This window comes from Corynebacterium frankenforstense (assembly GCF_030211955.1).
In the GTDB taxonomy this organism is placed as follows: domain Bacteria; phylum Actinomycetota; class Actinomycetes; order Mycobacteriales; family Mycobacteriaceae; genus Corynebacterium; species Corynebacterium frankenforstense_A.
The window spans coordinates 1-26,315 of record NZ_JASODI010000016.1; the positions used below are offsets into that span (position 1 = coordinate 1).

Annotated in this window: 20 protein-coding genes; 12 read left to right on the forward strand and 8 right to left on the reverse strand. The window is 71.4% G+C overall.

Annotated features, from left to right (window positions below; translation table 11 throughout):
• Positions 1-138: 138 nt before the first annotated feature.
• The 9 genes from ruvC to QP119_RS08685 all read left to right on the forward strand — a co-directional run bounded on the left by ruvC (position 139) and on the right by QP119_RS08685 (position 11,220).
• Positions 139-720, forward strand: coding sequence for a crossover junction endodeoxyribonuclease RuvC (gene ruvC / locus QP119_RS08645; RefSeq protein WP_284775330.1), 582 nt, complete (start codon positions 139-141; stop codon positions 718-720).
• Positions 717-1,322, forward strand: a complete 606-nt coding sequence (ruvA, locus tag QP119_RS08650) for a Holliday junction branch migration protein RuvA (RefSeq protein WP_284775332.1) — start codon at positions 717-719, stop codon at positions 1,320-1,322. Before ruvC ends, ruvA begins: the two co-directional genes overlap by 4 nt.
• Position 1,323: 1 nt before the next feature.
• A complete protein-coding gene (gene ruvB, locus QP119_RS08655; protein ID WP_423777787.1) occupies positions 1,324-2,487 on the forward strand; it encodes a Holliday junction branch migration DNA helicase RuvB in 1,164 nt (387 codons plus the stop codon).
• Positions 2,488-2,646: 159 nt separating this feature from the next.
• Entirely contained in the window at positions 2,647-3,090 is a 444-nt protein-coding gene (gene yajC, locus QP119_RS08660; protein ID WP_284775334.1) for a preprotein translocase subunit YajC, read from the forward strand.
• 226 nt (positions 3,091-3,316) lie between these two features.
• On the forward strand, positions 3,317-5,245 hold the full coding sequence (gene secD / locus QP119_RS08665; protein ID WP_284775337.1) for a protein translocase subunit SecD: 1,929 nt from the start codon (positions 3,317-3,319) through the stop codon (positions 5,243-5,245).
• A 3-nt stretch (positions 5,246-5,248) separates the two neighbouring features.
• On the forward strand, positions 5,249-6,460 hold the full coding sequence (secF, locus tag QP119_RS08670) for a protein translocase subunit SecF (RefSeq protein WP_284775339.1): 1,212 nt from the start codon (positions 5,249-5,251) through the stop codon (positions 6,458-6,460).
• Between the two features lie 15 nt (positions 6,461-6,475).
• Positions 6,476-8,149 (forward strand): peptide ABC transporter, encoded by a 1,674-nt coding sequence (locus QP119_RS08675; RefSeq protein WP_284775341.1) that lies wholly within the window; start codon positions 6,476-6,478, stop codon positions 8,147-8,149.
• A gap of 51 nt (positions 8,150-8,200) precedes the next feature.
• Positions 8,201-8,767 carry an adenine phosphoribosyltransferase gene (locus QP119_RS08680; protein WP_284775343.1) on the forward strand — a complete coding sequence of 189 codons (567 nt, stop codon included), beginning with the start codon at positions 8,201-8,203 and terminating at the stop codon, positions 8,765-8,767.
• A 170-nt stretch (positions 8,768-8,937) separates the two neighbouring features.
• Positions 8,938-11,220, forward strand: a complete 2,283-nt coding sequence (locus QP119_RS08685; RefSeq protein ID WP_284775345.1) for a RelA/SpoT family protein — start codon at positions 8,938-8,940, stop codon at positions 11,218-11,220.
• Between the two features lie 192 nt (positions 11,221-11,412).
• On the opposite strand, the gene QP119_RS08690 is transcribed toward QP119_RS08685, so the two are convergent.
• The 3 genes from QP119_RS08690 to QP119_RS08700 form a co-directional block, all read right to left on the reverse strand.
• Positions 11,413-11,769, reverse strand: a complete 357-nt coding sequence (locus QP119_RS08690) for a hypothetical protein (RefSeq protein WP_284775348.1) — start codon at positions 11,767-11,769, stop codon at positions 11,413-11,415.
• 227 nt (positions 11,770-11,996) lie between these two features.
• Complete coding sequence (locus QP119_RS08695) at positions 11,997-12,356, reverse strand: hypothetical protein (RefSeq protein ID WP_284775350.1); 360 nt, start codon at positions 12,354-12,356, stop codon at positions 11,997-11,999.
• A 253-nt stretch (positions 12,357-12,609) separates the two neighbouring features.
• A complete protein-coding gene (locus tag QP119_RS08700; RefSeq protein ID WP_284775352.1) occupies positions 12,610-13,461 on the reverse strand; it encodes a peptidylprolyl isomerase in 852 nt (283 codons plus the stop codon).
• 116 nt (positions 13,462-13,577) lie between these two features.
• Between QP119_RS08700 and QP119_RS08705 the strand changes: the two genes are divergently transcribed.
• The gene (locus tag QP119_RS08705; protein ID WP_284775354.1) at positions 13,578-14,312 is read left to right on the forward strand and encodes an MBL fold metallo-hydrolase; all 735 of its coding nucleotides are present in this window, start codon (positions 13,578-13,580) and stop codon (positions 14,310-14,312) included.
• A 170-nt stretch (positions 14,313-14,482) separates the two neighbouring features.
• Positions 14,483-15,760, forward strand: a complete 1,278-nt coding sequence (hisS, locus tag QP119_RS08710; RefSeq protein WP_284775357.1) for a histidine--tRNA ligase — start codon at positions 14,483-14,485, stop codon at positions 15,758-15,760.
• Between the two features lie 54 nt (positions 15,761-15,814).
• Here the strand turns inward: hisS and QP119_RS08715 are convergent, their stop codons facing one another.
• The 3 genes from QP119_RS08715 to QP119_RS08725 form a co-directional block, all read right to left on the reverse strand.
• The gene (locus QP119_RS08715) at positions 15,815-17,212 is read right to left on the reverse strand and encodes an L-serine ammonia-lyase (RefSeq protein WP_284775359.1); all 1,398 of its coding nucleotides are present in this window, start codon (positions 17,210-17,212) and stop codon (positions 15,815-15,817) included.
• 156 nt (positions 17,213-17,368) lie between these two features.
• Entirely contained in the window at positions 17,369-18,082 is a 714-nt protein-coding gene (locus QP119_RS08720) for an FMN reductase (RefSeq protein WP_284775362.1), read from the reverse strand.
• A gap of 166 nt (positions 18,083-18,248) precedes the next feature.
• The gene (locus QP119_RS08725) at positions 18,249-19,376 is read right to left on the reverse strand and encodes a CE1758 family FMN-dependent luciferase-like monooxygenase (RefSeq protein ID WP_284775363.1); all 1,128 of its coding nucleotides are present in this window, start codon (positions 19,374-19,376) and stop codon (positions 18,249-18,251) included.
• A 424-nt stretch (positions 19,377-19,800) separates the two neighbouring features.
• Between QP119_RS08725 and QP119_RS08730 the strand changes: the two genes are divergently transcribed.
• Positions 19,801-22,611: a DEAD/DEAH box helicase gene (locus QP119_RS08730; protein WP_284775364.1), complete on the forward strand. Its 2,811-nt coding sequence runs from the start codon at positions 19,801-19,803 to the stop codon at positions 22,609-22,611.
• Between the two features lie 170 nt (positions 22,612-22,781).
• On the opposite strand, the gene QP119_RS08735 is transcribed toward QP119_RS08730, so the two are convergent.
• Positions 22,782-25,100 carry a hypothetical protein gene (locus tag QP119_RS08735; protein WP_284775365.1) on the reverse strand — a complete coding sequence of 773 codons (2,319 nt, stop codon included), beginning with the start codon at positions 25,098-25,100 and terminating at the stop codon, positions 22,782-22,784.
• A 370-nt stretch (positions 25,101-25,470) separates the two neighbouring features.
• On the reverse strand, positions 25,471-26,250 hold the full coding sequence (locus QP119_RS08740) for a CBS domain-containing protein (RefSeq protein WP_284775367.1): 780 nt from the start codon (positions 26,248-26,250) through the stop codon (positions 25,471-25,473).
• Positions 26,251-26,315 lie beyond the last annotated feature (65 nt).

Genomic DNA, 26,315 nt, shown 5'->3' on the forward strand with positions numbered 1-26,315 from the left:
GCACCCGGTACGGTGCCGCGGCCGCGACGTCGTCTGTCGGGTAGCCTGTCTCTTCGGTACTGTGTGCTAATGACGGATCCCGCCTGAAGGCCCCGAACCCGGGGCGGCGGGGCAGCGGGAAGGTTGGTGTCGCGGAAGGTGAACGTCGAGGGACTCCGGGTGATGGGCATCGACCCGGGCCTGACGCGCTGCGGGTTGTCCGTGGTGCAGGCGGGCCGCGGGCGGCAGGTCTACCCCGTCGCCGTCGGCGTCGCGCGCACCCCGGTCGGCGCCGAGCTGTCCGCGCGTCTGCTCGAACTCTCGCACGGCGTGTGCGAGTGGATGGACCGCTACCAGCCGGACGTCGTCGCAATCGAGCGGGTCTTCGAACGCGGCAACGTCTCGACCGTCATGCACACCGCCCACGCCGTCGGCGTGCTGGTGCTCGCCGCCGCCGAGCGCGGCATCCCGGTGCACATGTACACCCCCAGTGAGGCCAAGAAGGCCATCTCGGGCAATGGGCGGGCGGACAAGAAGCAGATGACCGCGATGATAACCCGCATCCTGGGGCTGAGCGAGCCACCGAAGCCGGCCGACGCCGCCGACGCCCTCGCGCTGGCCGTCACGCACTGCTGGCGCGCGCCCTTCCTCGTCCGGGAGAAGGCGAACGAGGAGCGGGCCCGGAAACAGAAGGCCCGGCTGGCCGCAGAACGTAAACGTCAGGAGGAGATGGCGCGATGATCGCCTCGCTCAACGGAACCGTCGTCGGAATCGAGCTGACCGGCGCGGTCATCGAGTGCGCGGGGGTGGGCTACTTCTTCACGGCCACTCCGCAGACGCTCGCCGGCCTGCGCCGCGGCGAGAACGCGCGCGTTTTGACCACCATGGTCGTGCGCGACGACGCGGTGCAGCTCTACGGCTTCACCGATGACTCCCAGCGCAGCATGTTCGCCCTGCTGCAGACGGTCTCCGGTCTGGGGCCCCGGCTCGCGCTGGCCACCCTGTCGGTCTTCGAGGCGGCCGAGGTCGCCGCGGCCGTCGGCGCCGGCGACGCCAAGACCCTGCAGCGCGTGCCCGGGGTGGGCAAGCGCATGGCCGAGCGCATGATCGTCGAGCTCAAGGAGAAGGTCGCCGGCTACGGCGAGGCCGCCCCCGAGGGCGAGCCCGCGGCCCCGCGCGCCGAGTCCGCCACGGCCGCCCAGGTCACCGCCGCGCTGACCGGTCTGGGCTTCACCGACAAGCAGGCCGAGGGAGCCGTCGACGCGGTGCTCGCCGAGGACGCGGACCTGGACACCTCCGCCGCGCTGCGGGCGGCGCTGAGCCGCCTGGGGAAGAAGAACTGAGATGACCCGCCACGGAATTGAGCGCACCGAGTTCCGGCTGCCCGAGGGCGCCGGGGGACCGGGAGGCCCCGGGGGCCCCGGTGGTCCGGGCAACGGCGGCCCGGGTGCCGGCGCGGGCGGCTTCGGCGGCCCAGCCGGTGGCACCGACGACGCCGAGCGCCCCGTCACCCCACACAAGCAGGCGGGGGAGGGCGACGTCGAGCGCAACCTGCGCCCGCACTCGCTCAACGAGTTCATCGGGCAGCAGAAGGTGCGCGAGCAGCTCTCGCTGGTGCTCACCGGCGCGAAGAACCGCGGGGTGACCCCGGACCACATCCTGCTCTCGGGCCCGCCCGGCCTGGGCAAGACGACCATGGCGATGATCATCGCCCAGGAGATGGGCACCAGCCTGCGCATGACCTCGGGCCCGGCGCTCGAGCGCGCCGGCGACCTGGCCGCGATGCTGTCGAACCTGATGGAGGGCGACGTGCTCTTCATCGACGAGATCCACCGCATGGCCCGCCCGGCCGAAGAGATGCTCTACATGGCCATGGAGGACTTCCGCATCGACGTCATCGTGGGCAAGGGCCCCGGTGCGACCTCCATCCCGCTGGACCTGCCGCCGTTCACCCTGGTGGCCGCCACCACCCGGGCCGGCATGCTGACCGGCCCGCTGCGCGACCGCTTCGGCTTCACCGCGCAGATGGAGTTCTACGACACCCCGGAGCTCACCCGCGTGGTCACCCGTGCCGCCCGCATCCTCGACGTCGGCATCGACGACGACGCCGCGGCCGAGATCGCCTCGCGCTCGCGTGGCACACCCCGTATCGCCAACCGGCTGCTGCGCCGTGTGCGCGACTACGCCGAGGTGCACGCCGACGGCCGGATCGACCTGGCCTCGGCGCGCGGGGCGCTGGCGGTCTTCGACGTCGACGAGGTCGGCCTCGACCGCCTGGACCGCGCGGTGCTCGACTGCCTGATCAAGGGCCACGGCGGCGGGCCGGTCGGCGTGGGCACGCTGGCGGTGGCCGTGGGCGAGGAGCCCTCGACCATCGAGGAGGTCTGCGAGCCCTACCTGGTGCGCGCCGGCCTCATCGCGCGCACCGGCCGGGGACGCGTGGCCACCGCGGCGGCGTGGCGCCACCTGGACCTCGAGCCGCCGGAGGGCGCGCCCGGTCTCTACTGAGGCCGGGAGGCCGCGCGGCCCCCTGCGCCGGGTCCGCCGGCGCCGGGCCCGCCGGCGCCCGCGCGTCGGCGGGGGAGTGCGCCCAGGAGCACCCGGGGCGGTGCCGGACCTGGGCGTTTAGTTGGCGTGTCCACGGAGACGTCTGGCACAGTGTGAGGCATGGATATGATTCTTCTTCTCGTTCTACTGCTCATTCTGATCGCGCCCTCCTTCTTCATGATGCGCAAGCAGCGCCGTCGTCAGAATGAGATGACCCAGATGCAGGCCAACCTCCAGGTCGGCCAGCGCGTGGTCACCGCCTCGGGCATGCACGCCACCATCGTCGGCCTCGAGGGCGACCAGGTCGCCCTGGAGATCGCGCCCGACGTGATCACCACCTGGGAGCGGATCGCCGTCATCCGCACCGTCGACGAGGAGAACCCCGAGCTGGTCGGCGGCGAGGCCGTCGCCGCGCAGTACGGTCAAAACGACGCCGACTACGCCGAGACCGACTACCCGGACGCCGACTACGGCGACGCCGCCGGTCACCCCGAGAACGACGGCTCCTGCCGCGGCTACGGCGAGGCCGAGGGCCCGGAGACCGAGGGCCGCACCGGGCGCTGAGTCACGGCGCCGAACCCATCGTTTGACCGACCCTGAAACCAACCCGCCGCCGACCGCGGAACCCATAAGCCGAGGTCCCCGGTGGGGCGGACGTGAGCCGGGACACCATGATGTTTCGGCACCAACTCTTCGACACGCGCGGACCATGCCGTAACATAGGTGCGTCCATCACGGCCGGGAGAGCCTGCACAGGCCTTCCGGCGTGTCTGTTCAAGGAGATTTGTTCGTGACCACAACCGCGAGACCGCGCGGCGCCCAGACGTCGGGCAGGAGCTGGCCGCTCAAGGCGCTGGGGGTCTTTCTGCTCCTGGTACTGGTCGTCTACGCCCTGATCTTTTTCACCGGCGACCGGAAGGCCGAACCGAAGCTGGGCATCGACCTGGAGGGCGGCACCCGCATCACCCTGGTTCCCCAGGGTGAGGAGCCGACCCAGGAGCAGCTCAACCAGGCGCGCACCATTCTGCAGAACCGCGTCAACGGCATGGGCGTCTCCGGCGCCGACGTCGTCGCCGACGGCAACACGCTGGTGATCACCGTCCCCGGTGACGACGCCGGCCAGGCCCGCGCGGTCGGTCAGACCTCGCAGCTGGTCTTCCGCCCGGTGGCCCAGCCGCAGATGCCGGACATGGCCGCCCTGCCGCAGACCTTCACCGACATAGCCGAGCGCTGGGTCGAGGCCGACGTGATCAGCCCCGAGGACGCCAAGACCTCCGCCGATCAGCTCTCCGCCCAGCTCAAGCAGCTCGGCGGCGAGGAGATCAAGGCCCCGGAGATCAACGCCGAGCCCAAGCCGGAGCCGGCGAACTCGCTGGAGGCCACCGAGCGCCGCCAGCAGACCACCGAGATGCTGCGCAAGGACCGCCAGTCCGAGGACCCGACCACGCAGCTGGCCGCCATGGCCCTGATCAAGTGCGACGGCTCCGTCGACCCGCTGGCCGGCACCGACGACCCGGCCAAGCCGCTGGTCTCCTGCGACGCCTCCTCCGGCGCGCCGTACCTGCTGGCGCCCTCCCCGGAGCTCGTCGGTGACAACCCGGACGGCGAGCGCCTCACCGGCGCCCAGATCGACACCGACCGCCCGATCGAGGGCGGCCTGGACTCCCAGACCGGCCAGATGCAGGTCGGCTTCGCCTTCGGCGGCGCCGGCGCCGACACCTGGGCGCGCCTGACCCAGGAGTACCTGCAGAAGCAGGTCGCCATCACCCTGGACTCGCAGATCATCTCCGCCCCGCGCATCCAGTCGCCGACCCCGGCCGGCTCGGCCACCGCGATCACCGGTGACTTCAGCCAGAAGGAGGCGCAGGACCTGGCCAACAACCTGAAGTACGGTGCCCTGCCGCTGTCCTTCGCCGGCGAGGACGGCCAGCCCGGCGGCACCGCCGAGACCGTGCCCGCCTCCCTCGGCGAGGCCTCGCTGAAGGCCGGTCTGGTCGCGGGCCTGGTCGGCCTGGCCATGATCGCGGTCTTCGTCTTCGCCTACTACCGCCTCTACGGCCTGATCTCGCTGTTCACCCTGGTCTGCTCCGGCGCGCTGGTCTACGGCTCGCTGGTGCTGCTGGGCCGCTGGATCGGCTACTCGCTGGACCTGTCCGGCATCGCCGGCCTGGTCATCGGCATCGGCGCCACCGCGGACTCCTTCGTGGTCATCTACGAGCGCATCAAGGACGAGGTCAGGGACGGCCACACCTTCCGCTCGGCGACCCACCGCGGCTGGCACCGCGCCCGCCAGACGATCGTCACCGGCAACATGGTCACCCTGATCGCCTCCGTGGTCATCTACTTCCTGGCCGTCGGCGAGGTCAAGGGCTTCGCCTTCACCCTCGGCATGACGACGGTCTTCGACCTCGTCGTGACCTTCCTGGTGACCGCCCCGATCATGCTGCTGTGCTCGCGCAAGCCGTTCTGGGCCCGCCCGGCCGTCAACGGCATGGGCAAGGTCTTCCGCCTGGCCGCCGACCGCCGCAAGGCCGCCGCCACGGTCAACACCCCTGCGACCGGCACCGCAACGGCGACCACCGCCACCGCGACGGAAACCGCCGACGCCGGGGAGGCGGGACGTCGTCAAGCGGGCACCGCCACCGCGGTCTCGCAGCACACCGACGCCGACGGCGACGCGCCCGCGCAGGGCGCGGAGCCCGAGGACAAGGAGAACTGAGCAATGTCCGAGACCAAGACACTCGACGTTCCCGTCGAGCCCGACGCGAACATGAACCACTCCCTGTTCGACCGCATCTCCACCGGTGAGGGCGGCATCGACTTCATCGGCCGCACCAAGCTGTGGTACTGGCTGACCGCGCTGTTCATCGTCATCAGCGTCGCCGCCATCGGCATCCGCGGCTTCGACATGTCGATCGACTTCGAGGGCGGCACCAAGATCAACATGCCGGCCGCCGAGCTCAACGTCGACGAGGTCGAGCAGACCTTCGTCGACGCCACCGGGGTCACCCCCGAGCTGACCCAGGTCGTCGGCTCCGGCGACACCGCCACCCTGGAGATCAACACCGAGCGCCTCTCGCAGGACCAGATCGACGCCGCCCGCCAGGAGATCTTCGAGGCCTACCACCCGGAGGACGCCACCGGCACCCCGAGCCCCGACGCGATCGGCGACTCGACGGTCTCCGAGTCCTGGGGCTCGACGATCACTAAGCGCATGCTCATCTCGATGGGCGTGTTCCTGCTGTTGGCCTTCCTCTACATCGCGGTGCGCCTGCGCCGTGAGATGGCCGTCGCAGCCATGGCCGCCCTCCTCGTCGACGCCGTCGTCATCGCCGGCATCTACGCGCTGTTCGGCTTCGAGGTCTCGCCGGCCGTGATCATCGGCCTTTTGACCGTGCTGTCCTTCTCCGTCTACGACACCGTCATCGTCTTCGACAAGGTCCGCGAGAACACCGCGGGGCTTCTCGACTCGCGCAGACAGACCTACGCGGAGGCCGCCAACGCCGCCGTGAACCAGACGCTGATGCGCTCGATCTCGACCTCGGTGATCTCCGCGCTGCCGATCGTGGCGCTGATCATCGTCGCCGTGTGGATGCTCGGCGTCGGCGACCTGCAGGACCTCGCGCTCATCCAGCTCATCGGCGTGGTCGAGGGCGTGTTCTCCTCGATCTTCCTGGCCACCCCGATCCTGGTCAGCGTGACCGAGCGCTCCAAGGAGATCCGCGAGCACAACGCCGCCGTCGCCGCCTACCGTCGCGGCGAGGACCCCGACGCCGAGGTCGACGACGCCACGGCGACCGACGCGGAGCGCGAAAGCAACTCCGGCACCACCGGCAAGCGCACCGTGACCGCCCCCGCGCACCAGGCCGAGCACGACGCCGAGACGCCGGCGCCCGGCCACCCCGGCGCCACCTGGCGCCCGGGCCGGAACTGACGGGGGAGGGCGCGCATGACCGCCGCCGCACGACCGGGCCGGGGGCGCCTGCGCGCCGCCGCGGCCGCCGTCCTCGCGGCGGCGACCGCGCTCTCGCTGACTTCCTGCTCGGATGATCAGGCCGGCGAGGACCTCGGCGAGAACACCGGGCACCCCGCCTACGTCGTCTCCTCGCCGCTGGAGACCACCAACGCCGCCTCACTGACCGGCGCCTCGACGAACGCGGAGCTGATCTCCGGGCGCGTCTACCCGGCCGTCTACACCCCGGGGCCCAACGGCCAGATGATCCCGAACACGGACCTGGCCAGCACGCAGCTGCTGCCCGGCGCCAAGCGCAAGGTGCTCTACGACATCGCCCCGGACGCCTCCTTCTCCGACGGGCACACCGTCACCTGCGACGACTTCTACCTCGCCGTGGCCGCCGGCAAGCTCGACCGCCTCTTCGGCGCGCAGCTGCCGTGGACCGACCAGGTCGAGTCCGTGCAGTGCCGCCCCGGCGCCAAGCGCTTCCAGCTCAGCCTCGTCGAAGGCGCGGGCACCCGCTGGCGCCAACTGTTCGGCCCCGGCGAGATCCTGCCGGCCCACGCCATCGCGCAGCGCGCCGGCGTGGCCGAGCAGGACCTGGTGCCGCTTCTCGACGCCGCGCAGGCCGCCGCCGGCGCGACCGGCGCCGAGGGCGCCGAGGGCGCCGCCGCCACCGAGATTTCCGACGCCGCGGTGCCCGACGCCCTGCGCGAGGTCGCGCGGGTGTGGCGCGACGGCTTCCGGCTCTCCGAGTTCGACGAGGGCCTGCAGCTGGGCTACGGGCCCTACCGCGTCGACTCCGTCGGCGAGCACGGCGAGGTCCTCCTGGTGCGCAACGAGCACTACCACGGTGCCCCTGCCGAGGAGCCGACGTTGGTCGTCTGGCCGCCGTCGGTGGACACCCACGCCCTGGCCGCGCAGGCGGACGTCGTCGCCGCGGACATCACGCGCACCGACGGCTCCTTCATCGACCGCGACAACCCGGGCAACCGCTACGAGATCCACCCCGAGGTCGGCTACCTGACGGAGACGCTGCTGCTCGGCGAGGGCGGCGTCTTCGCCACGCCGGAGGACCGCGACGCCTTCAACGCGTGCGTGGACCAGAAGGACGTCGCCGCGGAGAGCTCGCGGGTCTCCGGCGTGGAGGTCCCGGCGGTGGCGATGCACGTGCTCAACCCGACCGACCCGGACGCGGCGCACGTCGCGGAGGTCTCCGACGTCCACCTGGGCACCGACCAGGCGTTGGCCGGCCGGCTCAAGGGCAAGACCGTCCGCATCGGCTACATGGGCCCGGACCCGCGCAAGGCCGCGATGGTCGAGTCCATCCGGCGCAGCTGCGAGCCTGCCGGGATCACCGTGGAGGACGTCTCGGAGACCACCGGGCAGCTCGGCGACCTGATCGGGGTGGCCCCGGCGGGCGAGGACCGCGTCGACGCGGTGCTCAAGGCCGTCGACCCGGTCGCCGAGTACTCCGCGCTCGCCCCGGGCCAGCGCGGCTGGCGGGCGCTGCAGGCCGCGGAGGCGGGGGAGTGGCGCCGCGTGCGCGCGATTCCGCTGGCCTCCCAGCCCCGCGTATTCGCGACCGACCGCGAGATGGGTAACGTGAACGTGTACACAGGTCTCGCCGGCATCGGCTGGAACATGGACCGGTGGCGCATCGGCTAGGCGCCGGTGCGCCGGGATCCGGCAAGGAGAGAACTATGGGAGAGATTCAAGTTGGCAGGTAAGACTCAGACCAGGTTTCCCGAGGCCGCGGCCGCGCTCAAGGAGCACGTCCGGCTCGTGCCGGACTTCCCGGAGGAGGGCGTGGTCTTCCAGGACCTGACCCCGGTGCTCGCGGACGCCGAGGCGTTCGGCACCGTGGTCGACGCGCTGGCCCAGGCGGCCGTCGAGGACGGCGCGGACCTGATCGGCGGACTTGACGCGCGCGGCTTCCTTTTGGGCGCGGCGGTGGCCTACAAGCTGGGCCTGGGCGTGCTGGCGATCCGCAAGCAGGGCAAGCTGCCCCCGCCGGTGCACACCGAGGAGTACGCCCTCGAGTACGGCACGGCGGCACTCGAGATCCCGGCCGACGCGATGAACCTCGAGGGCCGCAAGGTCGTGCTCGTCGACGACGTGCTGGCCACCGGCGGCACCCTGGGCGCGGCGGCGAAGCTCCTGGCGAGCTCGGGTGCAGAGGTCGTCGGCAACGTCGTCGTTCTCGAGGTCGACGGCCTGGGCGGCCGCGAGAAGCTCGGGGACGTGCCCCTGAGCGTGATCTCGCAGGACACGGTCGAGGCCTGAGCGCCGGCTGACGCGGCCGGCCCGAAAGTCAGCGGCCGGCCGCACATCCGGCGATCAGGCCGGCAGTCGGGGCGCGGGGTTTCGACTGGCCCCGGGCCAGTGCCCGGGGCCCAAAGAGGCGTACCGGACGAGGGTCCGGGCCTCAAGAGGCGAAGGTAAGGTGTAGGGACATGACCCAGGAGAACGGCCGGGGCAGGAGCATCGGTGTGCGGGGCATGTCCGCGCGCCTGGCACGCAGCCTGACGGGCAACCGCCCGAAGATCAACCCGGTGCTCGCGCCGCTGCTGAGCATCCACCGGCAGTTCCACCCGAAGGCGGACGGAGCGGTGCTCGACCGTGCCTACGCCACCGCGGAGCGCCTCCACGACGGTGTCTACCGCAAGTCGGGCGACCCGTACATCACCCACCCGCTGGCGGTGGCCACCATCGCCGCGGAGATCGGCATGGACACCACCACGCTGGTCGCCGCCCTGCTGCACGACACGGTCGAGGACACCGACTACACCCTCGAGCAGCTCACCGAGGACTTCGGCGAGGAGGTCGCGCGCCTCGTCGACGGGGTGACGAAGCTGGACAAGGTCGCCCTGGGCGCGGCCGCGGAGGCCGAGACGATCCGCAAGATGATCGTCGCGATGGCCCACGACCCGCGCGTGCTGGTGATCAAGGTCGCCGACCGCCTGCACAACATGCGCACCATGCGCTTTCTTCCCCCGGAGAAGCAGGCGAAGAAGGCCCGCCAGACCCTCGAGGTCATCGCCCCGCTGGCGCACCGCCTGGGCATGGCCAACGTCAAGTGGGAGCTCGAGGACCTCTCCTTCGCCATCCTCTACCCGAAGAAGTACGACGAGATCGTCCGTCTCGTCGCCGACCGCGCCCCGCAGCGCGACCGCGCCCTCGAGGAGATCATGGCGCAGCTCAAGGTCGCGCTGAAGGAGAACAACATCGAGGCCGAGGTGATGGGCCGGCCGAAGCACTACTGGTCCATCTACCAGAAGATGATCGTGCGCGGCCACGAGTTCGACGAGATCTTCGACCTCGTCGGCATCCGCGTGCTCGTCGACAACGTCAACAACTGCTACGCGGCCATCGGCGTGGTCCACGCCCTCTACGCGGCGATGCCGGGGCGCTTCAAGGACTACATCTCGGCGCCGCGCTTCGGCGTCTACCAGTCGCTGCACACCACGGTGATGACGGACTCGGGCCGCCCGCTCGAGGTCCAGGTGCGCACCCACGAGATGCACTACAACGCGGAGTTCGGCATCGCGGCGCACTGGCGCTACAAGGAGACTAAGGGCTCGCACAAGGGCGACCAGGCCGAGATCGACCAGATGGCGTGGATGCGCCAGCTGCTCGACTGGCAGAAGGAGGCCGCCGACCCCAACGAGTTCCTCGACGCGCTGCGCTACGACCTGACGGCCAAGCAGATCTTCGTGTTCACCCCGAAGGGCGACGTGGTCAACCTGCCGGTGGACTCCACCCCGGTCGACTTCGCCTACTCGGTGCACACGGAGGTCGGCCACCGCTGCATCGGCGCGAAGATCAACGGCAAGCTCGTCGCCCTCGAGACGAAGCTGAAGTCGGGCGACCGGGTGGAGATCTTCACCTCCAAGGACCAGCACGCCGGGCCCTCGGCGGACTGGAAGGACTTCGTCGTCTCGCCGCGGGCGAAGGCGAAAATCCGCCAGTGGTTCTCCAAGGAACGCCGCGAAGAGCACCTGGAGGCCGGCCGCGACGCGCTGGCCGCGGAGGTGCAACGCGGCGGGCTGCCGCTGCACCGCCTGTTCACGTCGCAGTCGATGAAGATGGTGGCCACGGAGCTGCACTACCCGGACGTCGACGCGCTCTACACGGCGATCGGCTCGGGGTCGGTCTCCGCGCAACACGTCGCGCACCGCCTGATGGCCATCTTCGGCGACGAGGACTCCGCCGAGGACGAGCTGATGAGCCGTATGCCGCTGGCGGAGCTGGCGGACAAGGCGGAGCACCGCCCGCAGGCCGTCAGTGGGCCGGGCGTGCTCGTGGAGGGCAGCCCGGACGTGCTGGCGAAGCTGGCCAAGTGCTGCCAGCCGGTGCCGGGCGACGAGATCTTCGGCTTCGTCACCCGCGGCGGCGGGGTCTCGGTGCACCGCACGGACTGCACCAACGCGCCCAAGCTGCGCGAGGAGCCGGAGCGCCTCATCGACGTCTCCTGGGCCGGCTCGGACCAGGGCAACGCATTCACCGCGACGCTGCAGGTCGAGGCGCTGGACCGCGGCGGGTTGCTCATGGAGATCACCCGCTGTGTCAGCGAGCAGAACCTGTCGGTGCTGGCGATGAACTCGAAGGCCGGCGACGACCACATCGCGACGATCCGCTTCACCTTCGCCGTCTCGGACACGAAGCAGCTCGGTGCGCTGATCACCGCGCTGCGCAACACCGAGGGCGTCTTCGACGTCTACCGTGTGACCGCCTGAGCGCCCGTGGGGCGCGTCGATTGACGACGTCCCGCCTGCCCCGCGTGGGCGCGCATCCGCGCGCGTGGCGCGGGGCTGTGCCTGTTTTAGGGGCGCCGTGTCCGTCGGGCGGGGCCAGCTACGCGAAAACCCGCCCGCGGCCGGACGACCGGTCGGGGCGGGTGGTGTTCTCAGTCAGACTGAGACAAAACCTTAGAACATGTCGGGAGCGACCTTCTTGGCCATGTTGAAGACGGCGGAGGCGACGCCGATCACGGTGGTGACCAGGGTGGCGAAGCCGGTGATGATGCCCAGCTGCTTCTCGAAGCCGCCGATCTCCCACTGGCACTTCAGGGAGTTCTTCACGTTGACGGGCAGATCCTTCGGATCCTTCTCAGCAGTGCAGTCGAACTCAGAGGAGTTGGTGCCCAGGTTCGGGTCGGCCGGGGCCTCGGTGGTGGTCGGCGCCGGGGTGGTGTCCTCGGCGTGGGCCGGGGCGGCGATACCGGTGGTGGCGATGGCGACGGTGGCGCCGAGGGTGACGATGCCCTTACGGGTGAAAAGCTTCATGGGGTTCGTGTCCTCCCGAACATGCTCGTGGTTGAAAGCTCGTCCAAGACCATAGCGGCGGAAACGCCGCCGGGCAACAGTTCACTGACAAGAAATAAACAGGTAGTGATCAGGTGAATCGGTCCCGGAGATCGCCTTCGGGCCCGCCGTGAAGCCGGGGGGCGAAAGAACCCCGGGCCGCGATTCGCTGTTGTGAGCGAGAGCACGGCCCGGGGTCTGGGGGAGGCCTACTTGCCGATGGCCTTGGTCAGCTCGGTCAGACCGCGGCTGATCAGTGCGAGCACGGCGACGACGCCGAGCATGCCGCCGATGACGGTGGCGAAGGCCTCGACCTTGCCCTCGGGGCCCTTGTTCCACATCTCGGTCAGGGCGTTGTCGCTCGTGGAGGAGTTGCCCCCGTTCGCGGTGGACTCCGACTTCGAGGAGCCGCCGTTCGAGTCGGCGGCGCGCACGCCCGTGCCGGCGGTGGCGACGACACCCTCGGTGCCGGTGGTCTCCGCGTTGGCGGCCGGGGCGACCAGGCCGGTGGCGGTCACGGTGACGGCGGTGGCGGCGGCGACGAGGCCGGTGCGGGAAACAAGCTTCATGGTGGTCCTCCTGGGTTCTCGGGTTCCGGGCTCCCCATCGCGCACTGTCACGGGGATATTACAAGCGCCCGGTCACGGCGGCATATTGGTGCAGGAAACCGGGCGCGGCCGATCCCGCCGATCCGCGCCGGCGCACACCTTCACGTGCCCGCGGGACGGGCACGAGAAAACCCGGCCGGTGCGCGCGGCACCGGCCGGGTCGGGCTTTCGGGCTTGCGCCCCCGGGGGAGACCCCGCGGGGCCTCCGGGCGGTCTACCGGCTGACCGTGGCCTCGGAGATGCGGACCTCCTCGGCGGGCGCGCCGTCGGAGGCGCCGCCCTCGACACCGGCCTCGGCGATCTTGCCGAGGGTGTCCATGCCCTCGTCGGTGATCTTGGCGAAGTAGGTGTAGTCCGGCGGCAGCTGCGAGTCGTCGTAGTTGAGGAAGAACTGCGAGCCGTTGGTGTCCGGGCCGGAGTTGGCCATGGCGACGGTCCCGCGCGGGTAGGTCACGGGCTTTGCGGTCTGCGCGCCCATCTCGTCGGTCGGGTACTCGTTGGCGAACTGGAAGCCGGGGCCGCCGCGGCCGGTGCCGGTCGGGTCGCCGCACTGCAGGACGTTCAGCGCGCCGGAGGTCATGCGGTGGCAGACCGTGTCGTTGAAGTAGCCCTGCTCGGACATGTGCACGAAGGCGTTGACGGTGCACGGGGAGACCGAACGGTCCAGGGTCATCGGGATCGGGCCCTGGCCGGTCTGCAGGGTCACGGTGACCTCGCCGGTGGCGGGCACGTTCTCGGTCTGCGGCTTGCTCACCTCGCGGGCGGCCTCGCCGGCGTCGTCGTAGCTGCAGGTCACGGTCTCCTGCAGCGGGGTCTCGCGCTGCAGGGCGAGGGGCTCGACCTGCGCCTCGGAGGTCTGCTCGGTGGACTCGGCGGCGTCGTCGGCGACGACGTCCTCCTCGGAGTCGCGGGTGGCCAGGAACCAGACCACGCCGACGATGGCGAGGATGGCCACGGTGGACATGGCCACGACGGCCAGTGGCTTGCTCTTCTCCGCGCGGTCGCGGCTCTTGAGCGCCTTGTCGAGGGCATCGAGCGCCTCCTGGCCGCGTTGCTCGTTACTCACTTCGGCGGGAACCTTTCCGTCTACTTCGTTTCTTCCCCGCGGCCGGCAAAGCTCAGAGGGCCGGCGGGCCGCGGTAACGCCACGTCATTGTAGCGGCAGTGTCTAGGGTCGAGGCCATGGAGATCCAGGGATTCGCCACCGGCCCGTACAAGACGAACTGCTACCTGCTCATCGAGGACGGTCGCTGCGTGGTCGTCGACGCGGGCATGCACGCCTTCGCCCCGGTCATGGACGTGCTGGGAAAGCTCGACCTGGAGCTTGAGGCCGTCGTGTGCACCCACGGCCACATCGACCACACCCGCGACGCCGCCCAGCTGGCCAACCACTTCGGCGTGCCCGTCTACATCCACCCCGACGACCGCTTCATGCTCGCCGGCGGCGACGGCGTGCTCCCCGAGACCGCCCGCCTCTTCGACGCGGCGACCATGACCCAGCCGGAGGAGGTGTGCCCGCTTGACGACGCCGCGGTGGTCACCCTCGTCGGCCACGACTTCCGCGTGGCGCACGCGCCCGGACACTCGCCGGGCAGCGTGCTGCTGATCGCCGAGGAGGTGGTGCTCTCCGGCGACGTGCTTTTCCGCGGCTCGATCGGGCGCACCGACCTGCCCTACTCGGACCCGGAGGCGATGAAGAAGACGCTGGCCGGCCCCGTCGCGGCGCTTGACGACGCCCTGCCGGTGCTGCCCGGCCACGGGCCCACGACGACGGTGCGCGCCGAGCGCGCCACCAACCCCTTCGCCGGCCCCTTCATGCGTGCCGCCGGCGGAGCCGGCGGCACCGGGGATGAGGCCCGCCACCCCGAAAGTGAGGCCGGCGGCACCGGGGATGAGGCCCGCCGCCCCCGAAAGTGAGGCCGGCGGCACCGAAGAGCGCTAGGCCCTCCGCGACCGCGGCCCTGCCCGCACGGCTGTGCCGTCGGGTGGCGGGCGCAGCCCGCCACCCCGCCACGGCGACGGTGCGGGAGGGCACCCGGGGGAGGCGGGGCGCGGCGTCGTCAATTGAGCGCGGTACCATCTCATGCGTGAGTGACAAGCAGCAGACCCACAGTGCCCCTAAGGGCGTGCCCGACTACGTCCCGCCGGCTTCGGCGGAGTTCCTCGCGGTGCGTGACACCTTCATCCGCCAGGCCCATCTGGCCGGCTACGAGCACATCGAGCTGCCCGTCTTCGAGGACACCGACCTCTTCGCCCGCGGCGTGGGCGAGTCCACCGACGTGGTGACCAAGGAGATGTACACCTTCGCCGACCGCGGCGGGCGCAGCGTGACCCTGCGGCCCGAGGGTACGGCCGGCGTGATGCGCGCCGTCATCGAGCACAACCTCGACCGCGGCCAGCTGCCGGTCAAGCTCAACTACGCGGGCCCGTTCTTCCGCTACGAGCGCCCGCAGGCCGGCCGCTACCGCCAGCTGCAGCAGGTCGGCATCGAGGCCATCGGTGTCGACGACCCTGCCCTCGACGCCGAGGTCGTCGCGCTGGCCGACCGCTCCTACCGCGCGCTGGGCCTGAGCGGCTTCCGCCTCGAGCTGACCAGCCTGGGCGACAAGACCTGCCGGCCGGCCTACCGCGAGAAGCTGCAGAAGTTCCTCTTCGACCTGCCGCTGGACGAGGAGACCCGGCGCCGCGCCGAGATCAATCCGCTGCGCGTGCTCGACGACAAGCGCGAGGAGGTCCGCGAGATGACCGCCGACGCGCCGCTGATGCTCGACCACCTCTCGGCCGAGTGCCGCGAGCACTTCGAGACCGTCACCGGGCTGCTCGACGACTTCGGCGTCGAGTACACCGTCAACCCACGCATGGTCCGCGGGCTGGACTACTACACCAAGACCACCTTCGAGTTCGTCCACGACGGTCTCGGCGCGCAGTCCGGCATCGGCGGCGGCGGGCGCTACGACGGGCTGATGGGCCAGCTCGGCGGGCAGGACCTCTCCGGCATCGGCTACGGCCTCGGCGTGGACCGCACCGTGCTGGCGCTCCAGGCCGAGGGCATCACCGCCGCGGACCTGGGTGTGGGCCGCCGCGTCGACGTCTACGGCGTGCCGCTGGGTGACCAGGCCCGCGGCCGGATGGCCGGGATGGTCAACCGCCTGCGCGCCGCCGGCGTGTCGGCGGACATGGCCTACGGCGGCCGTGGGCTCAAGGGCGCGATGAAGGGCGCGGACCGCGCCCGGGCGCGCTTCGCGCTGGTGCTCGGCGAGTCCGAGCTGGCCGACGGCACCGTGACCGTGCGCGACCTCGAGGCCCGCGAGCAGGAGACCGTCGCCGTCGACGGCGTGGTCGAGTACCTGACCGGGCGGCTGTAGGGTCGCTTGAGGGCGGCTGCAGGGCTGTCGGCGGGGCCTCAGCCCCCCGCGGCGTCAGCACTCGGTGAAACTGACCGGCATCCCGAGGGTGACCGCGAGGCCGCCCATGGCGGTCTCCTTGTACTTGGAGCTCATGTCGCGTCCCGTGGCGGCCATGGTCGTCACGACGTCGTCGAGCGAGACGCGGTTGGTGCCGTCGCCGAGGCGGGCCAGGCGCGCGGCGTTGATAGCCTTGACCGCGCCGATGGCGTTGCGCTCGATGCACGGGATCTGCACCAGCCCGCCGACGGGGTCGCAGGTCAGCCCCAGGTTGTGCTCGAGGCCGATCTCGGCGGCGTTCTCGATCTGCGCCGGGGTGCCGCCGAGCACCGCGCACAGCCCGGCGGCCGCCATCGCGGAGGCCGAGCCGACCTCGCCCTGGCAGCCGACCTCCGCCCCCGAGATCGAGGCGTTCTCCTTGATGATCGAGCCGGCCGCCCCGGCGGCGAGCAGGAAGTCGCGGGCGGTCTCCTCGTCGAAGTCGAGCAGGAAGTCGCGCGCGTAGTGCATCACGGCGGGGATGATGCCGGCCGCGCCGTTGGTCGGGGCGGTGACCACGCGCCCGCCGGCGGCGTTCTCCTCGTTGACGGCCATGGCGTAGAGGTTGACCCACTCCATCGCGCCGAAGCCGGCGGCGTTGCGGGTGGCCTGGTCGCGCAGCTGCTCGAGCAGGATCGGCGCGCGGCGCTTGACTCCCAGGCCGCCCGGCAGGGTGCCCGGGGTGGTCATGCCGGCGAGCACGCACTCGCGCATGGTCTTCCACACCGCGTCGAGGTGCGCGGCGACCACCGGCCAGCCGCCGTCCTCGGCGTGCAGGGCGTCCTCGTTCTCGCGGACGATCCGGGGGATCGACTTGCCGGTCTCCGCGCAGCGGGCCAGCAGCTCCTCGCCGGAGGCGAAGGGGTGCGGCACCGGGTGCGGGTCCTGGGCGGCCGTAAGTTGGTTGGCCTCCTCGTGCTCGGCGCGCAGCTGGGCGCCGGTGAGGATGAACCCGCCGCCGACGGAGTAGTAGTCCACCGGCTCGGTCAGCTGCTCGTCGTGATCGTCGACGACGGTGAACAGCATGCCGTTGGGGTGGGCGGGCAGCTGCTTGGGGTTGAGGTCGATGACGTAGTCGACGCTGCCGCGCGGGCCCTTGGCGGTCCCGAAGACGGGCACGTTGGCACCGGGCACCGGATCGGCGTCGGCGGGCACGGTCTCGGGCTCGTGGCCGGCCAGGCCCAGGACGACGGCGCGGTCGGTGCCGTGGCCGCGTCCGGTGGCCGCGAGCGAGCCGCGTAGCTCGACGCGCACGCGCTTCGGAGCCTCGTCGAGGGAGTCGAGGAAGTCCTTCGCGGCGCGCATGGGGCCGACGGTGTGCGAGGACGACGGCCCGATGCCCAGGCTGAACATGTCGACGATGCTGATGGTCACGGCGTCGGGTTCCTCTCGGTCGCGGTCGGTGCGGCACCCCAGCCTACGCACGTTGTGCGCCCGCCCGCGCTATTGCCGACGTCGCGCAGCGCGCCGTGCGCGGTCACCGTACCGTCGGTGCGCCGCGGCCGCCCGCGGCGGCCGCGTGTGGTGGCGTTACCGGCCGTCGTGGCTGGCGAGCAGGTCTGCGAAGGGGGTGAACTCCTCCTCGGGGTCGGTGCCGGTGCGCCGGGCCTTCGCCGCGGCGCGGGTGGCGGCGCGCTCGCGGGTCTCCTCGGGCTCGACCTGGCCGCGGGCGGTGGCTCCGCCGAGCCCGCCGACGGAGTCGTGCTGGGTGACCATCTTCTCGGCCAGCTCGCCGGCGGCCTGGGTGATGCGCTGGGTCAGGGCGCGGCCGGCCTCGGTGCCGAAGTCCCCGGTGGCGGCGAAGACGCCGGTGGGCATCACGGTGGCGCGCAGGTAGGCGAACATGGGGCGCACCGCGTACTCGAGGACGAGCGAGTGGCGCGGGGATCCGGCGGTGGCCGCGACGACGACGGGCATGCCGACGATGGCCTTCGGGTCCAGGACGTCGAAGAACATCTTGAACAGGCCGGTGTAGCTCGCCTTGAAGACGGGGGTGACGGCGATCAGGCCGTCGGACTCGCTGATCAGGCGCTTGGCCTCGGTCAGGGCGGGGGAGGCGATGCCGGCGGAGACCATCGCCTGGGCGAGGTCGACGGCGAGGTCCTTCAGCTCGATGACGTGGACCTCGACGGCCTCGCCGCGCGCGGAGACCGCGGCGGTCACGGAGTCGGCGATCTGGTCGGCGACCTGCCGGGTAGTCGACGGGGTGGACAGTCCCGCGGTGACCACTGTCAGGTGGCGCACTGGGATACTCCTCTCGGTGAAGGTGTTTCGGGTGTGCCGGTTGAACCGGGTGAAGCTCGTTCGGGTGTGCCGGTTGAACCGGGTGAAGGTGTTTCGGGTGTGCCGGTTGAACCGGGTGAAGCTCGTTGGGTTGGGCGGCCTGGACGTGTGAGGCTTGCCTGTGACGCTACGCCTGCGGGTTTTCGCCGCGGGCGCCCGGGGCGACCTCGAAGTGGGGCCCGGAGCCGGCGGCCTTCAGGCTGGCGTGGGTGGGCGGGTCGCTGGGCACGCCTTCGGGGCGGCGCTCCTCGAAGCGGCGGCGCAGCTCGGGCACGACGTCGCGGCCGAGGCGCTCGATCTGGTCGAGGACGACCTTGAGCGGCAGGCCGGCGTGGTCGATGAGGAACATCTGGCGCTGGTAGTCGCCGACCCAGTCGGCGAAGGTCAGGGTGCGCTCGATGACCTGCTCGGCGGTGCCGACGGTCAGCGGGGTCAGCTCACTGAACTCCTCGAGGCTCGGCCCGTGGCCGTAGACGGGGGCGTGGTCGAAGTAGGGGCGGAAGAAGTCGACGGCCTCCTGCTCGGTGTCGCCGATGAAGACCTGCCCGCCCAGGCCCACGATGGCCTGGTCGGCGCGGCCGTGGCCGTAGGCCTCGAAGCGGCGGCGGTAGATGCCGACCATCTTGGCCGTGTGCTCCTTGTTCCAGAAGATGTTGTTGTGGAAGAAGCCGTCGCCGTAGTAGGCGGCCTGTTCGGCGATCTGCGGCGAGCGGATGGATCCGTGCCACACGAAGGGCGGGACGTCGTCAAGCGGCCACGGCGTCGCGGTGAAGCCCTGCAGGGGTGTGCGGAACTTGCCCTGCCAAGTCATGGAGCGCTCGCGCCACAGGCGGCGCAGCAGGTGGTAGTTCTCCACGGCCAGCGGGATGCCCTGGCGGATGTCCTTGCCGAACCACGGGTAGACCGGGCCGGTGTTGCCGCGGCCGAGCATCAGGTCGTTGCGCCCACCGGACAGGTGCTGCAGGAAGGCGTAGTCCTCGGCGATCTTGACCGGGTCGTTGGTGGTGATCAGAGTCGTGGATGTCGACAGCAGGATGCGCTCGGTCCGGGCCGCGATGTAGGCCAGGTGCGTCGTGGGTGAGGAGGGCACGAAGGGCGGGTTGTGGTGCTCGCCGGTGGCGAAGACGTCGAGGCCGACCTCCTCGGCCTTGAGCGCGATCTTCGTCATCGCCTCGATGCGCTCGCCCTCGGTGGGGGTGCGCCCGGTGGTGGGGTCCTCGGTGACGTCTCCGATGGTGAAGATGCCGAACTGCATGGGTGGGGCTCCTGACTCTGACTGCTCGGGCGGGCGGCGCCGTGGGGGTGGCTCAACTTGGCCGGTCCCGACGGTGGCGTCCGCCGTCGCTCACTGACTGTACGGAGTGGTTAGTGGGATGAAGATTTCGTCGGGTGTCTTTCATTCATGTGGGGTGACACTGTGCGCCACGCTATGACATGTCAACAAACGTTGTGGGGCGGGTATTCCCGGGCGCGTCGGGTAAGGCTCGTCGGCGCCGCGCGCGCCGGGCACGCCGCACCTGTACCCGACGCAGACACCGCATCTGCACCCACGCACACACCGCACCTGGACCCGACGCAGACACCGCACCTGTCCCCGGTGCAGACGCCGCGCCCGTGCGCGGTGGGGGAGCAACGGGGCGTCGGAAATCGGGCCCGGGCGCCGTGGCAGAATCTCGTCCATGTCGCAGCGCACCTTCACCTCCGTCGAGCTCCAGACCCTGCTGGGGCGTGCCGATGAGGTGACGTCGGGGGCCAAGGAGTCCCGGGAGACCGCCGAGTGGCTCGCCGGCTGGGTGGCCTCGCCGCGCGCCGGGGACCTCAACAGCTCGTACCTGCGCGACTCCGACACCAGCGAGTGGATCTGCTTTCTCACCCCGTGGGCGCTGACGTGGCCGGACGGCTTCTACGCCGTGCAGGAGGCAAACGCGGACCCGGGGCTCGGCGAGGCGCTGCTCGCACTCGTCGACGACGCCGCGGAAGTCCCGGAGCTCCGCAAGCGGGCGAAGAGGGCCGCACCCGGGTTCTTCGGCCGGCTCTTCGGAGGCGGGCGCGTCGACGCCGCGCGCCTGGCCGCAGCGGAGCTGGAGCGCGTGCTCGGTGAGATCGACTCGCGCGGCACCCTCGTGCGTGCCCGCGGGGCGCTCGACCGGATGCACACGGCCACCGAGCTGCAGCGCGAGGGCGTGCACCTCTTCCCGGGCTCGCACGGCACCCCCGGCCGCTACCTGAAGGCCGCGCGCGAGGCGGTCAAGGACGCGCTCAACGGGCACTTCGGCACCACGGGGTCGGTGGGGCTCAACCCGTTCGATCCGGGGCCGGTCGCCGCGGTGCTCGAGCGGGCGCGGGCCGCGCGCGACGACCCGTTCTCCGAGGCCACGCTGCGCGCGCAGCTCGAGCGGATCCTCGCCGACCGCGGGCGGGTCGAGGCCGAGCAGCTGCTGGACGGCATGCCGCTGGAGACGCTGCGCGAGGTCACCGCCGACAGGCTGCGTATCTCCGGGCTTCCGGAGGCCGGCGTGAAGACCGTCGGCGACGTGCGCCGCGCCCACGTCGGCCAGCTGCGCCAGATCCCCGGCATCGGGGAGCGCTCCGCCGACCGGCTCAAGGCCGCCGCCGAGACGCTCTTCTCCGAGGCCGCCGCCGAGCCGCGCCGCGACATCGGCACCGAGCGCACCCGGTACGCCGTGCAGCTGGTGGACGTCCTGGCGCGCTACGACGCCCTGCCGGACCTCGACGAGGAACAGCAGGCGCGCCGCAGGCGGCTCTTCGAGATCGCCGACCTGTCGAAGGACTGGAACGTGGCGGCCGGCGACCCCGACCGGTGGGCGGTGGCGTTCTCCGGCGGGGAGAGGAGCAACGAGGCCTACGCCCGCTTCCGCGGCGACATCGCCTGGGCGCAGGCCAACCCGCAGGTGCTCGACACCTTCCGGGGGCTGACCGTGACCGTGAACCCGTGGGCCGACTACCAGCGCCGACCCGCGCACTACCAGGGGCTGCTGGCGGATCTGCTGGGCAACCAGAAGACCGGCGGCGAGGACCTCGACGCCGACACGCTCGCCGCGATCCGGGCGCTGCGCCTCGACCGCACCTTCCTGGACGCGGACCTGCACCTGCGCGGCTACCAGTCCTTCGGCGCGCGCTTCGCGGTGGTGCAGAAGAAGACCGTCCTCGGCGACGAGATGGGCCTGGGCAAGACCGTCCAGGCGATCGCCGCGGCGGCGCACGTCGCCGCCGTCGACGGGGTGGCGCGCACCCGCGTCCTCGTCGTCTGCCCGGCCTCCGTGGTGGTCAACTGGGAGCGAGAGATCAAGAACTTCACCACCGGGCTGCCCGTCTTCCGCGCCCACGGCGCGGTCAAGGAGGACCTCGTCGACGCCTGGCGCAGCGAGGGCGGGTTCTGCGTGGTGACTTACGACGGCGCGCGCACCATGGCCGCGCGGCTGGGCGCGCCCGAGTTCGTGATCGTCGACGAGGCGCACATGATCAAGAACCCGGAGGCGCAGCGCTCCCGGGCGGTCGCCCGGCTGGTCGACTCGGCGGCGCACGCGCTGCTGATGACGGGCACCCCGCTGGAGAACGCCGTGGTCGACTTCGAGCACCTCGTCGGCTACATCGCCCCGCAGCTCGACGTGGAGGACCTCTCCGCCCGCGAGTTCCGGCGTCGCGTCGCGCCGGTGTACCTGCGGCGCAACCAGGACGACGTACTCGACGAGCTGCCGCAGAAGACCGAGACGATCGACTGGATCGACCTCAACGACCAAGACCGGCGCCACTACCTCGAGGCCGTGCGCGAGGGCGGCTGGATGGCCATGCGCCGCGCGCCCATGACCACGCCCGTGGGCGTGCCGGCGAAGCTTCAGCGCCTGCGCGAGATCGTCGACGAGGCCGCCGAGGCCGGGCGCAAGGTGCTCATCTTCTCGTTCTTCCTCGACGTGCTGGCGCTGCTGGACAAGGAGCTCGGTAAGACCGTCGTGGGCACGGTCGACGGTTCGGTGGCCGCGGCGAAGCGTCAGGACCTCGTCGACCAGTTTGCCGCCGTCGACGGCCCGGCGGTGCTGCTCGCACAGATCACCGCCGCGGGCGCCGGGTTGAACATCCAGGCCGCCAGTGTGGTCATCCTCGTCGAGCCCCAGGTCAAGCCCTCCATTGAGGCGCAGGCGATCGCGCGTGCCCACCGCATGGGCCAGACGTCCACGGTGCTGGTGCACCGGCTGGTCGCCGACGACACGGCCGATGAGCGGCTCCTGGAGATCCTGGGGCAGAAGACCAAGGTCTTCGACGCCTACGCCCGGGAGTCGGAGTCGGCGCGGGTGCACGACGCGGTGGACGTCTCCGAGTCGCAGCTGGCCGAGGAGATCATCGCCGCGGAGCGCGAGCGGTGGAATGTCGGTGGGGAGTCTGGCGGGGACGCCGGGGTCGGTTCCGCCGGGGACACCGGCGCGGGGGTCGAGAGACGCTCCGGCAAGGAGCAAGCCGGGGGAGAGGGCTAGGGCAGGCCCGGGAGAGGCCTAGGAGAGGCGCGGAGCGAGACCTCGGGGCGGCCCAGCGCGCCGGGTGGTGACGGAGCTCGGCCGGCGGTCGGGTGACCGGGCGTGCTGGGCGGGTCGCCCGCCGGACGCGCCGGGCGGGCGTCACGCCAGGTTCGAGTCCTGGTGGGGATTCAGGCGCTGAACAGCGTGGGCTCGTCGCCGGGCCAGTCGCCGTCGGCCCCTTCGTCGTTGAAGTTCAGGGGCGCGGCGTAGTGGGTGTCCTCGGGCTCGTCGAAACCGTCCCCGGCGGGGTGGCCCGCTCCCGCCCCGGAACCGGGCCCGCCGGCGTCCTCGGCCTCCTCGGCGTACTTCTCGGCCAGGTAGTCCTCGTAGTCCGCCATCCAGGTCTCGTCGGGGTCCCCGGTCGCACTGCTCCCGTCAGATCCGGCACCGCCTCCGGGCACAGGGCTGCCGTCAGTTCCGTCACCGCCTCTGGTCGCACTGCTGCCGTCAGACCCGGCGCCGCCTCGAGGCACACCGGTCCCGTCGGGGGCTCGCCCGGCTGCGGGCACACCGCTCCCGTCGGTCGGGCGCGCGACGTCGTCCCCGGACTCGCTGTCCATGTGTTCGTACTTGCGGCGGATCCGTTCGCCGGCGGAGAAGTGCGCCCGTTCCGTCCGGTTGATCGTCACACCGGTGGTGTCCGAGGACGCCGCCGGCGGGGTGTGGCCCATCCGTCCGGTCTCCGGGTCCCGCGCGGACCATCCGCGGGAGGCCTGCATGTCGCGCTTGTCGTTGTTGTCCCTGTGGTGTTCCTTGCACCGGAAGGTCAGGTTGTTGATGTCCGTGGGTCCACCGTCGCTGTGGGGCCAGTCGTGGTGGAGCTCAACGAAGTCGCCGGGCGCGGTACAGCCCGGGTACGAGCACACTCCTTCCGCGGCGAACAGCGCGACCCTCTGCAGGAAGTTCCCCAGTCTTCGGGCCCTGCCCGCGTAGAGCGGGTTGCCCGCGGTGTCGTGCAGGACGAGGTAGTCGTAGGGTTTCGCCTTGATCTTCATCAGCTCGAAGAGTGAGAGGTCGATCCCGGTGTTCGTCGGTCGCCTCTTCATGAAGGCCCTCCGCGCCTTGGCCGGGTCCGTCTCGATGTCGGCGCCGGCCTGCATGATCTCGTCGGCGTCTTCGGCGACGAGCGAGAGGACGATCGCGGCGTTGCCGGTGTCCTCCGTCTTGCCGGCGGCGTAGGCGCTGAGCACGTGGTGCAGGAGGTCCGCGTACCGCTCGGCGCGGCGGCGCCGGTCGGGCCCGTTGCGCTTGGCGCGGGTGGCGGCGACACCGTCCGGGTCCAGCCCGGGGATGCCCAGGTCGAGAACGTCGGCGTCGTCGTCCTTGGGGCGGTCGAAGCCCGGGATCGCGCTCGCCATGAGGTGCTTCAGCAGCGCGGCCGTCGGGGCGGGGAGATAGCCCTTGAGGTGCACGCCGCCGTCGGCCTGCTGCTCCGACACCCACAGCCACCGGTTCTTGAAGGCGGCGAGCAGGTCACCGGAGCTCAGGTTGGCCTCGGCGACGCGGTTGCGGATCCAGTCGCGCAGATCCTCCGGCGAGCGGTTGTCGGCCTCCTCGATCGCCCGACGGCGCAGCTCCTCGGCGCCGATCTTGGCCTCGTCGAGCAGGTTCTTCAGCTCGTTGTTGATGATGCGCAGCTTCTCGGCGGCGAGCTTCTTCTCGCGGGCGCGGCGGTTGGCCTCCCGGCGGTCGGCCTCGGCCTGGCGGCGGCGTTCCTCCGCCGCCCGGCGCTCGGCCTTCTCGCGCTCGAGGCGTTCCCGCTCCCGGCGCTTGCGCTCCTCGCGCTCACACTCGGCACGCTCCCGCTCCTCACGCTCACGCTCGAGGCGTTCCCGCTCGGAGTCGGCGTCGCCGGCGGGACCGCCGCCGGGGGCCTCGGAGGACCATTCGTCGCCGTCGCCTGGCGCACCGTCGGCATCCGGATCCGCACCGTCACCCGAGGAACCTTCGCCGGGCACACTTCCGGTACCGGAATCCGCACCGGCGCCGTCAGCGCTGGTACCAGGGTCGGCGCCGGCTCCGGGGTCGGCCCTGGCACCCGGGTCATCGCCGGTACCGGGGGCGGGCTCCGGATCGGGCGCCGCGGCGGGGCGGGCCGGCCCGTAGGTGTTCTCGGCGCCGTCGACACGGGCGCGGGCCTCGGCGCGCGAGAGGTCGAAGACCTCCGCCAGGAACAGGTCCACCCGCGAGGTGCCCGTCAGGTTGCCGGCGTGGTGCAGTCCGGCCAGGTGTGCGACCGTGTGATCGACGACGGTCTTCGAGCCCATCGCCTTCTCGAGGTCGACCAGTGCGGGCAGCATCTCCTGGAACTCGCGTGCCGCGACCGAGGTGTCGATGAGCTCGGAGACCCTCTCCATGTCGCTCGAGATCCGCCCGATCAGGGAGCTGACCTCGCGGACGCGCGCGGAGTCCGGTCCGTCGGGGTTGAGTGCGGTCGCGGTGGTCATCGGGTCACCTCCCTGGGCCCTGATCCCGGGGGAGGCCTGTCGCCGGCCAGTTGATCCCCCGTGCTTTCCGTTCTGACCGTCATGCTATGCGAACGTATGTACGAACGCAAGAAGTGGGGATAAGAATGTTGCCATACGGGAAGTGATATGTATCACGTGCGGCCGCGGTGTCCGGAGAGCCCGGCCTGTCGGTGGAGAGCCCGGCCTGTCGGTGGCGCGCCGCTCGCTCTGTCGGTGGAGGGCCCGCCCTGTCGGTGCCGAGCCGCCCGCCCCGTCGGTGGCGCGCCGTCAGGCGCGTCGCGCGCCCACCCGCGCGCCCACCCGCACGCACGCGCCGACGCGCACCACCGGGACGTCGGAAATTGAGGCCCTAGGCGTCCAGTACGCGGATGAGTTCCGCCAGGTCAGAGGCGGTCACGATGCGCAGCGGCGTCTGGTGCGGCCGGCCGTGCTCGGTGATGACGGCGGCGCGGGGGACGTGGCCGTCGGCGTCGACCTCGACGAGTCGGTCGACGGTCTCCTGGGCGGCCACGTCTCGCGGCAGGAAGATGGCGCGCCGCTGGCCGGAGGCCTTCGGCCCGGCCATGACGTCGGCGACCGTCGCCGAGGCGAACTCCGCCGCACCGCCTGCGTCTGAGTCCTTCGCGCCGCCCAGCACCCCGTGGTGCGTGGCGAACCACCGCGCGATCTGGTCCGTGGTCAGAAGGCCCTGGAACTTGCCCTGGTCATAGACCGGGAACTGCGAGATCCCCGTGGTGTCGATGAACTCGAGGACGTCGCTGAGGGCGTCGTCGCCCGTAAGCTTCTGCACCTGGTGCGTACCCAGCACCGACAGCGCGAGCGGCGGGTCGAGGATCAGGTCGCGGATGGTGCGGATCGACTCGACCGTCGAGCTCAGCGGGTCCGCGATGGGGGTGAGGCCCTCGTAGGCGCCGTGGCTGATGGCGTTGCGCAGCTCGGCGTAGTCGCGCAGCTGCTCGGCGTGCGGCGCGGAGATGAGGTGCTTCTTCTCGGCCAGACCGACCATCCACTTGAAGCTGTCGCTGCGCTTGGCACCGAGCGCCTCGCGCAGGTGGCCCTCGATGTCGTTGAAGGCGGCGAGGAACGCGGCGGCGCGCTGGCCCTCACCCTGGCTGTCTGTGCTGTCCATGCAGGCCATGGTATGCGCGCTTGACGACGCCCGCGCGGCCCGACGCGGGCGCTTCCCTTGCGGGG

Bases quoted from the DNA above. Each gene is read 5' to 3' on its own strand.
- ruvA (WP_284775332.1), top strand. From the start codon at position 717: ATGATCGCCTCGCTCAACGGAACCGTCGTCGGAATCGAGCTGACCGGC.
- ruvB (WP_423777787.1), top strand. From the start codon at position 1,324: ATGACCCGCCACGGAATTGAGCGCACCGAGTTCCGGCTGCCCGAGGGC.
- yajC (WP_284775334.1), top strand. From the start codon at position 2,647: ATGGATATGATTCTTCTTCTCGTTCTACTGCTCATTCTGATCGCGCCC.
- secF (WP_284775339.1), top strand. From the start codon at position 5,249: ATGTCCGAGACCAAGACACTCGACGTTCCCGTCGAGCCCGACGCGAAC.
- QP119_RS08675 (WP_284775341.1), top strand. From the start codon at position 6,476: ATGACCGCCGCCGCACGACCGGGCCGGGGGCGCCTGCGCGCCGCCGCG.
- QP119_RS08685 (WP_284775345.1), top strand. From the start codon at position 8,938: ATGACCCAGGAGAACGGCCGGGGCAGGAGCATCGGTGTGCGGGGCATG.
- QP119_RS08690 (WP_284775348.1), bottom strand. From the start codon at position 11,769: ATGAAGCTTTTCACCCGTAAGGGCATCGTCACCCTCGGCGCCACCGTC.
- QP119_RS08695 (WP_284775350.1), bottom strand. From the start codon at position 12,356: ATGAAGCTTGTTTCCCGCACCGGCCTCGTCGCCGCCGCCACCGCCGTC.
- QP119_RS08705 (WP_284775354.1), top strand. From the start codon at position 13,578: ATGGAGATCCAGGGATTCGCCACCGGCCCGTACAAGACGAACTGCTAC.
- QP119_RS08725 (WP_284775363.1), bottom strand. From the start codon at position 19,376: ATGCAGTTCGGCATCTTCACCATCGGAGACGTCACCGAGGACCCCACC.
- QP119_RS08730 (WP_284775364.1), top strand. From the start codon at position 19,801: ATGTCGCAGCGCACCTTCACCTCCGTCGAGCTCCAGACCCTGCTGGGG.
- QP119_RS08735 (WP_284775365.1), bottom strand. From the start codon at position 25,100: ATGACCACCGCGACCGCACTCAACCCCGACGGACCGGACTCCGCGCGC.
- QP119_RS08740 (WP_284775367.1), bottom strand. From the start codon at position 26,250: ATGGACAGCACAGACAGCCAGGGTGAGGGCCAGCGCGCCGCCGCGTTC.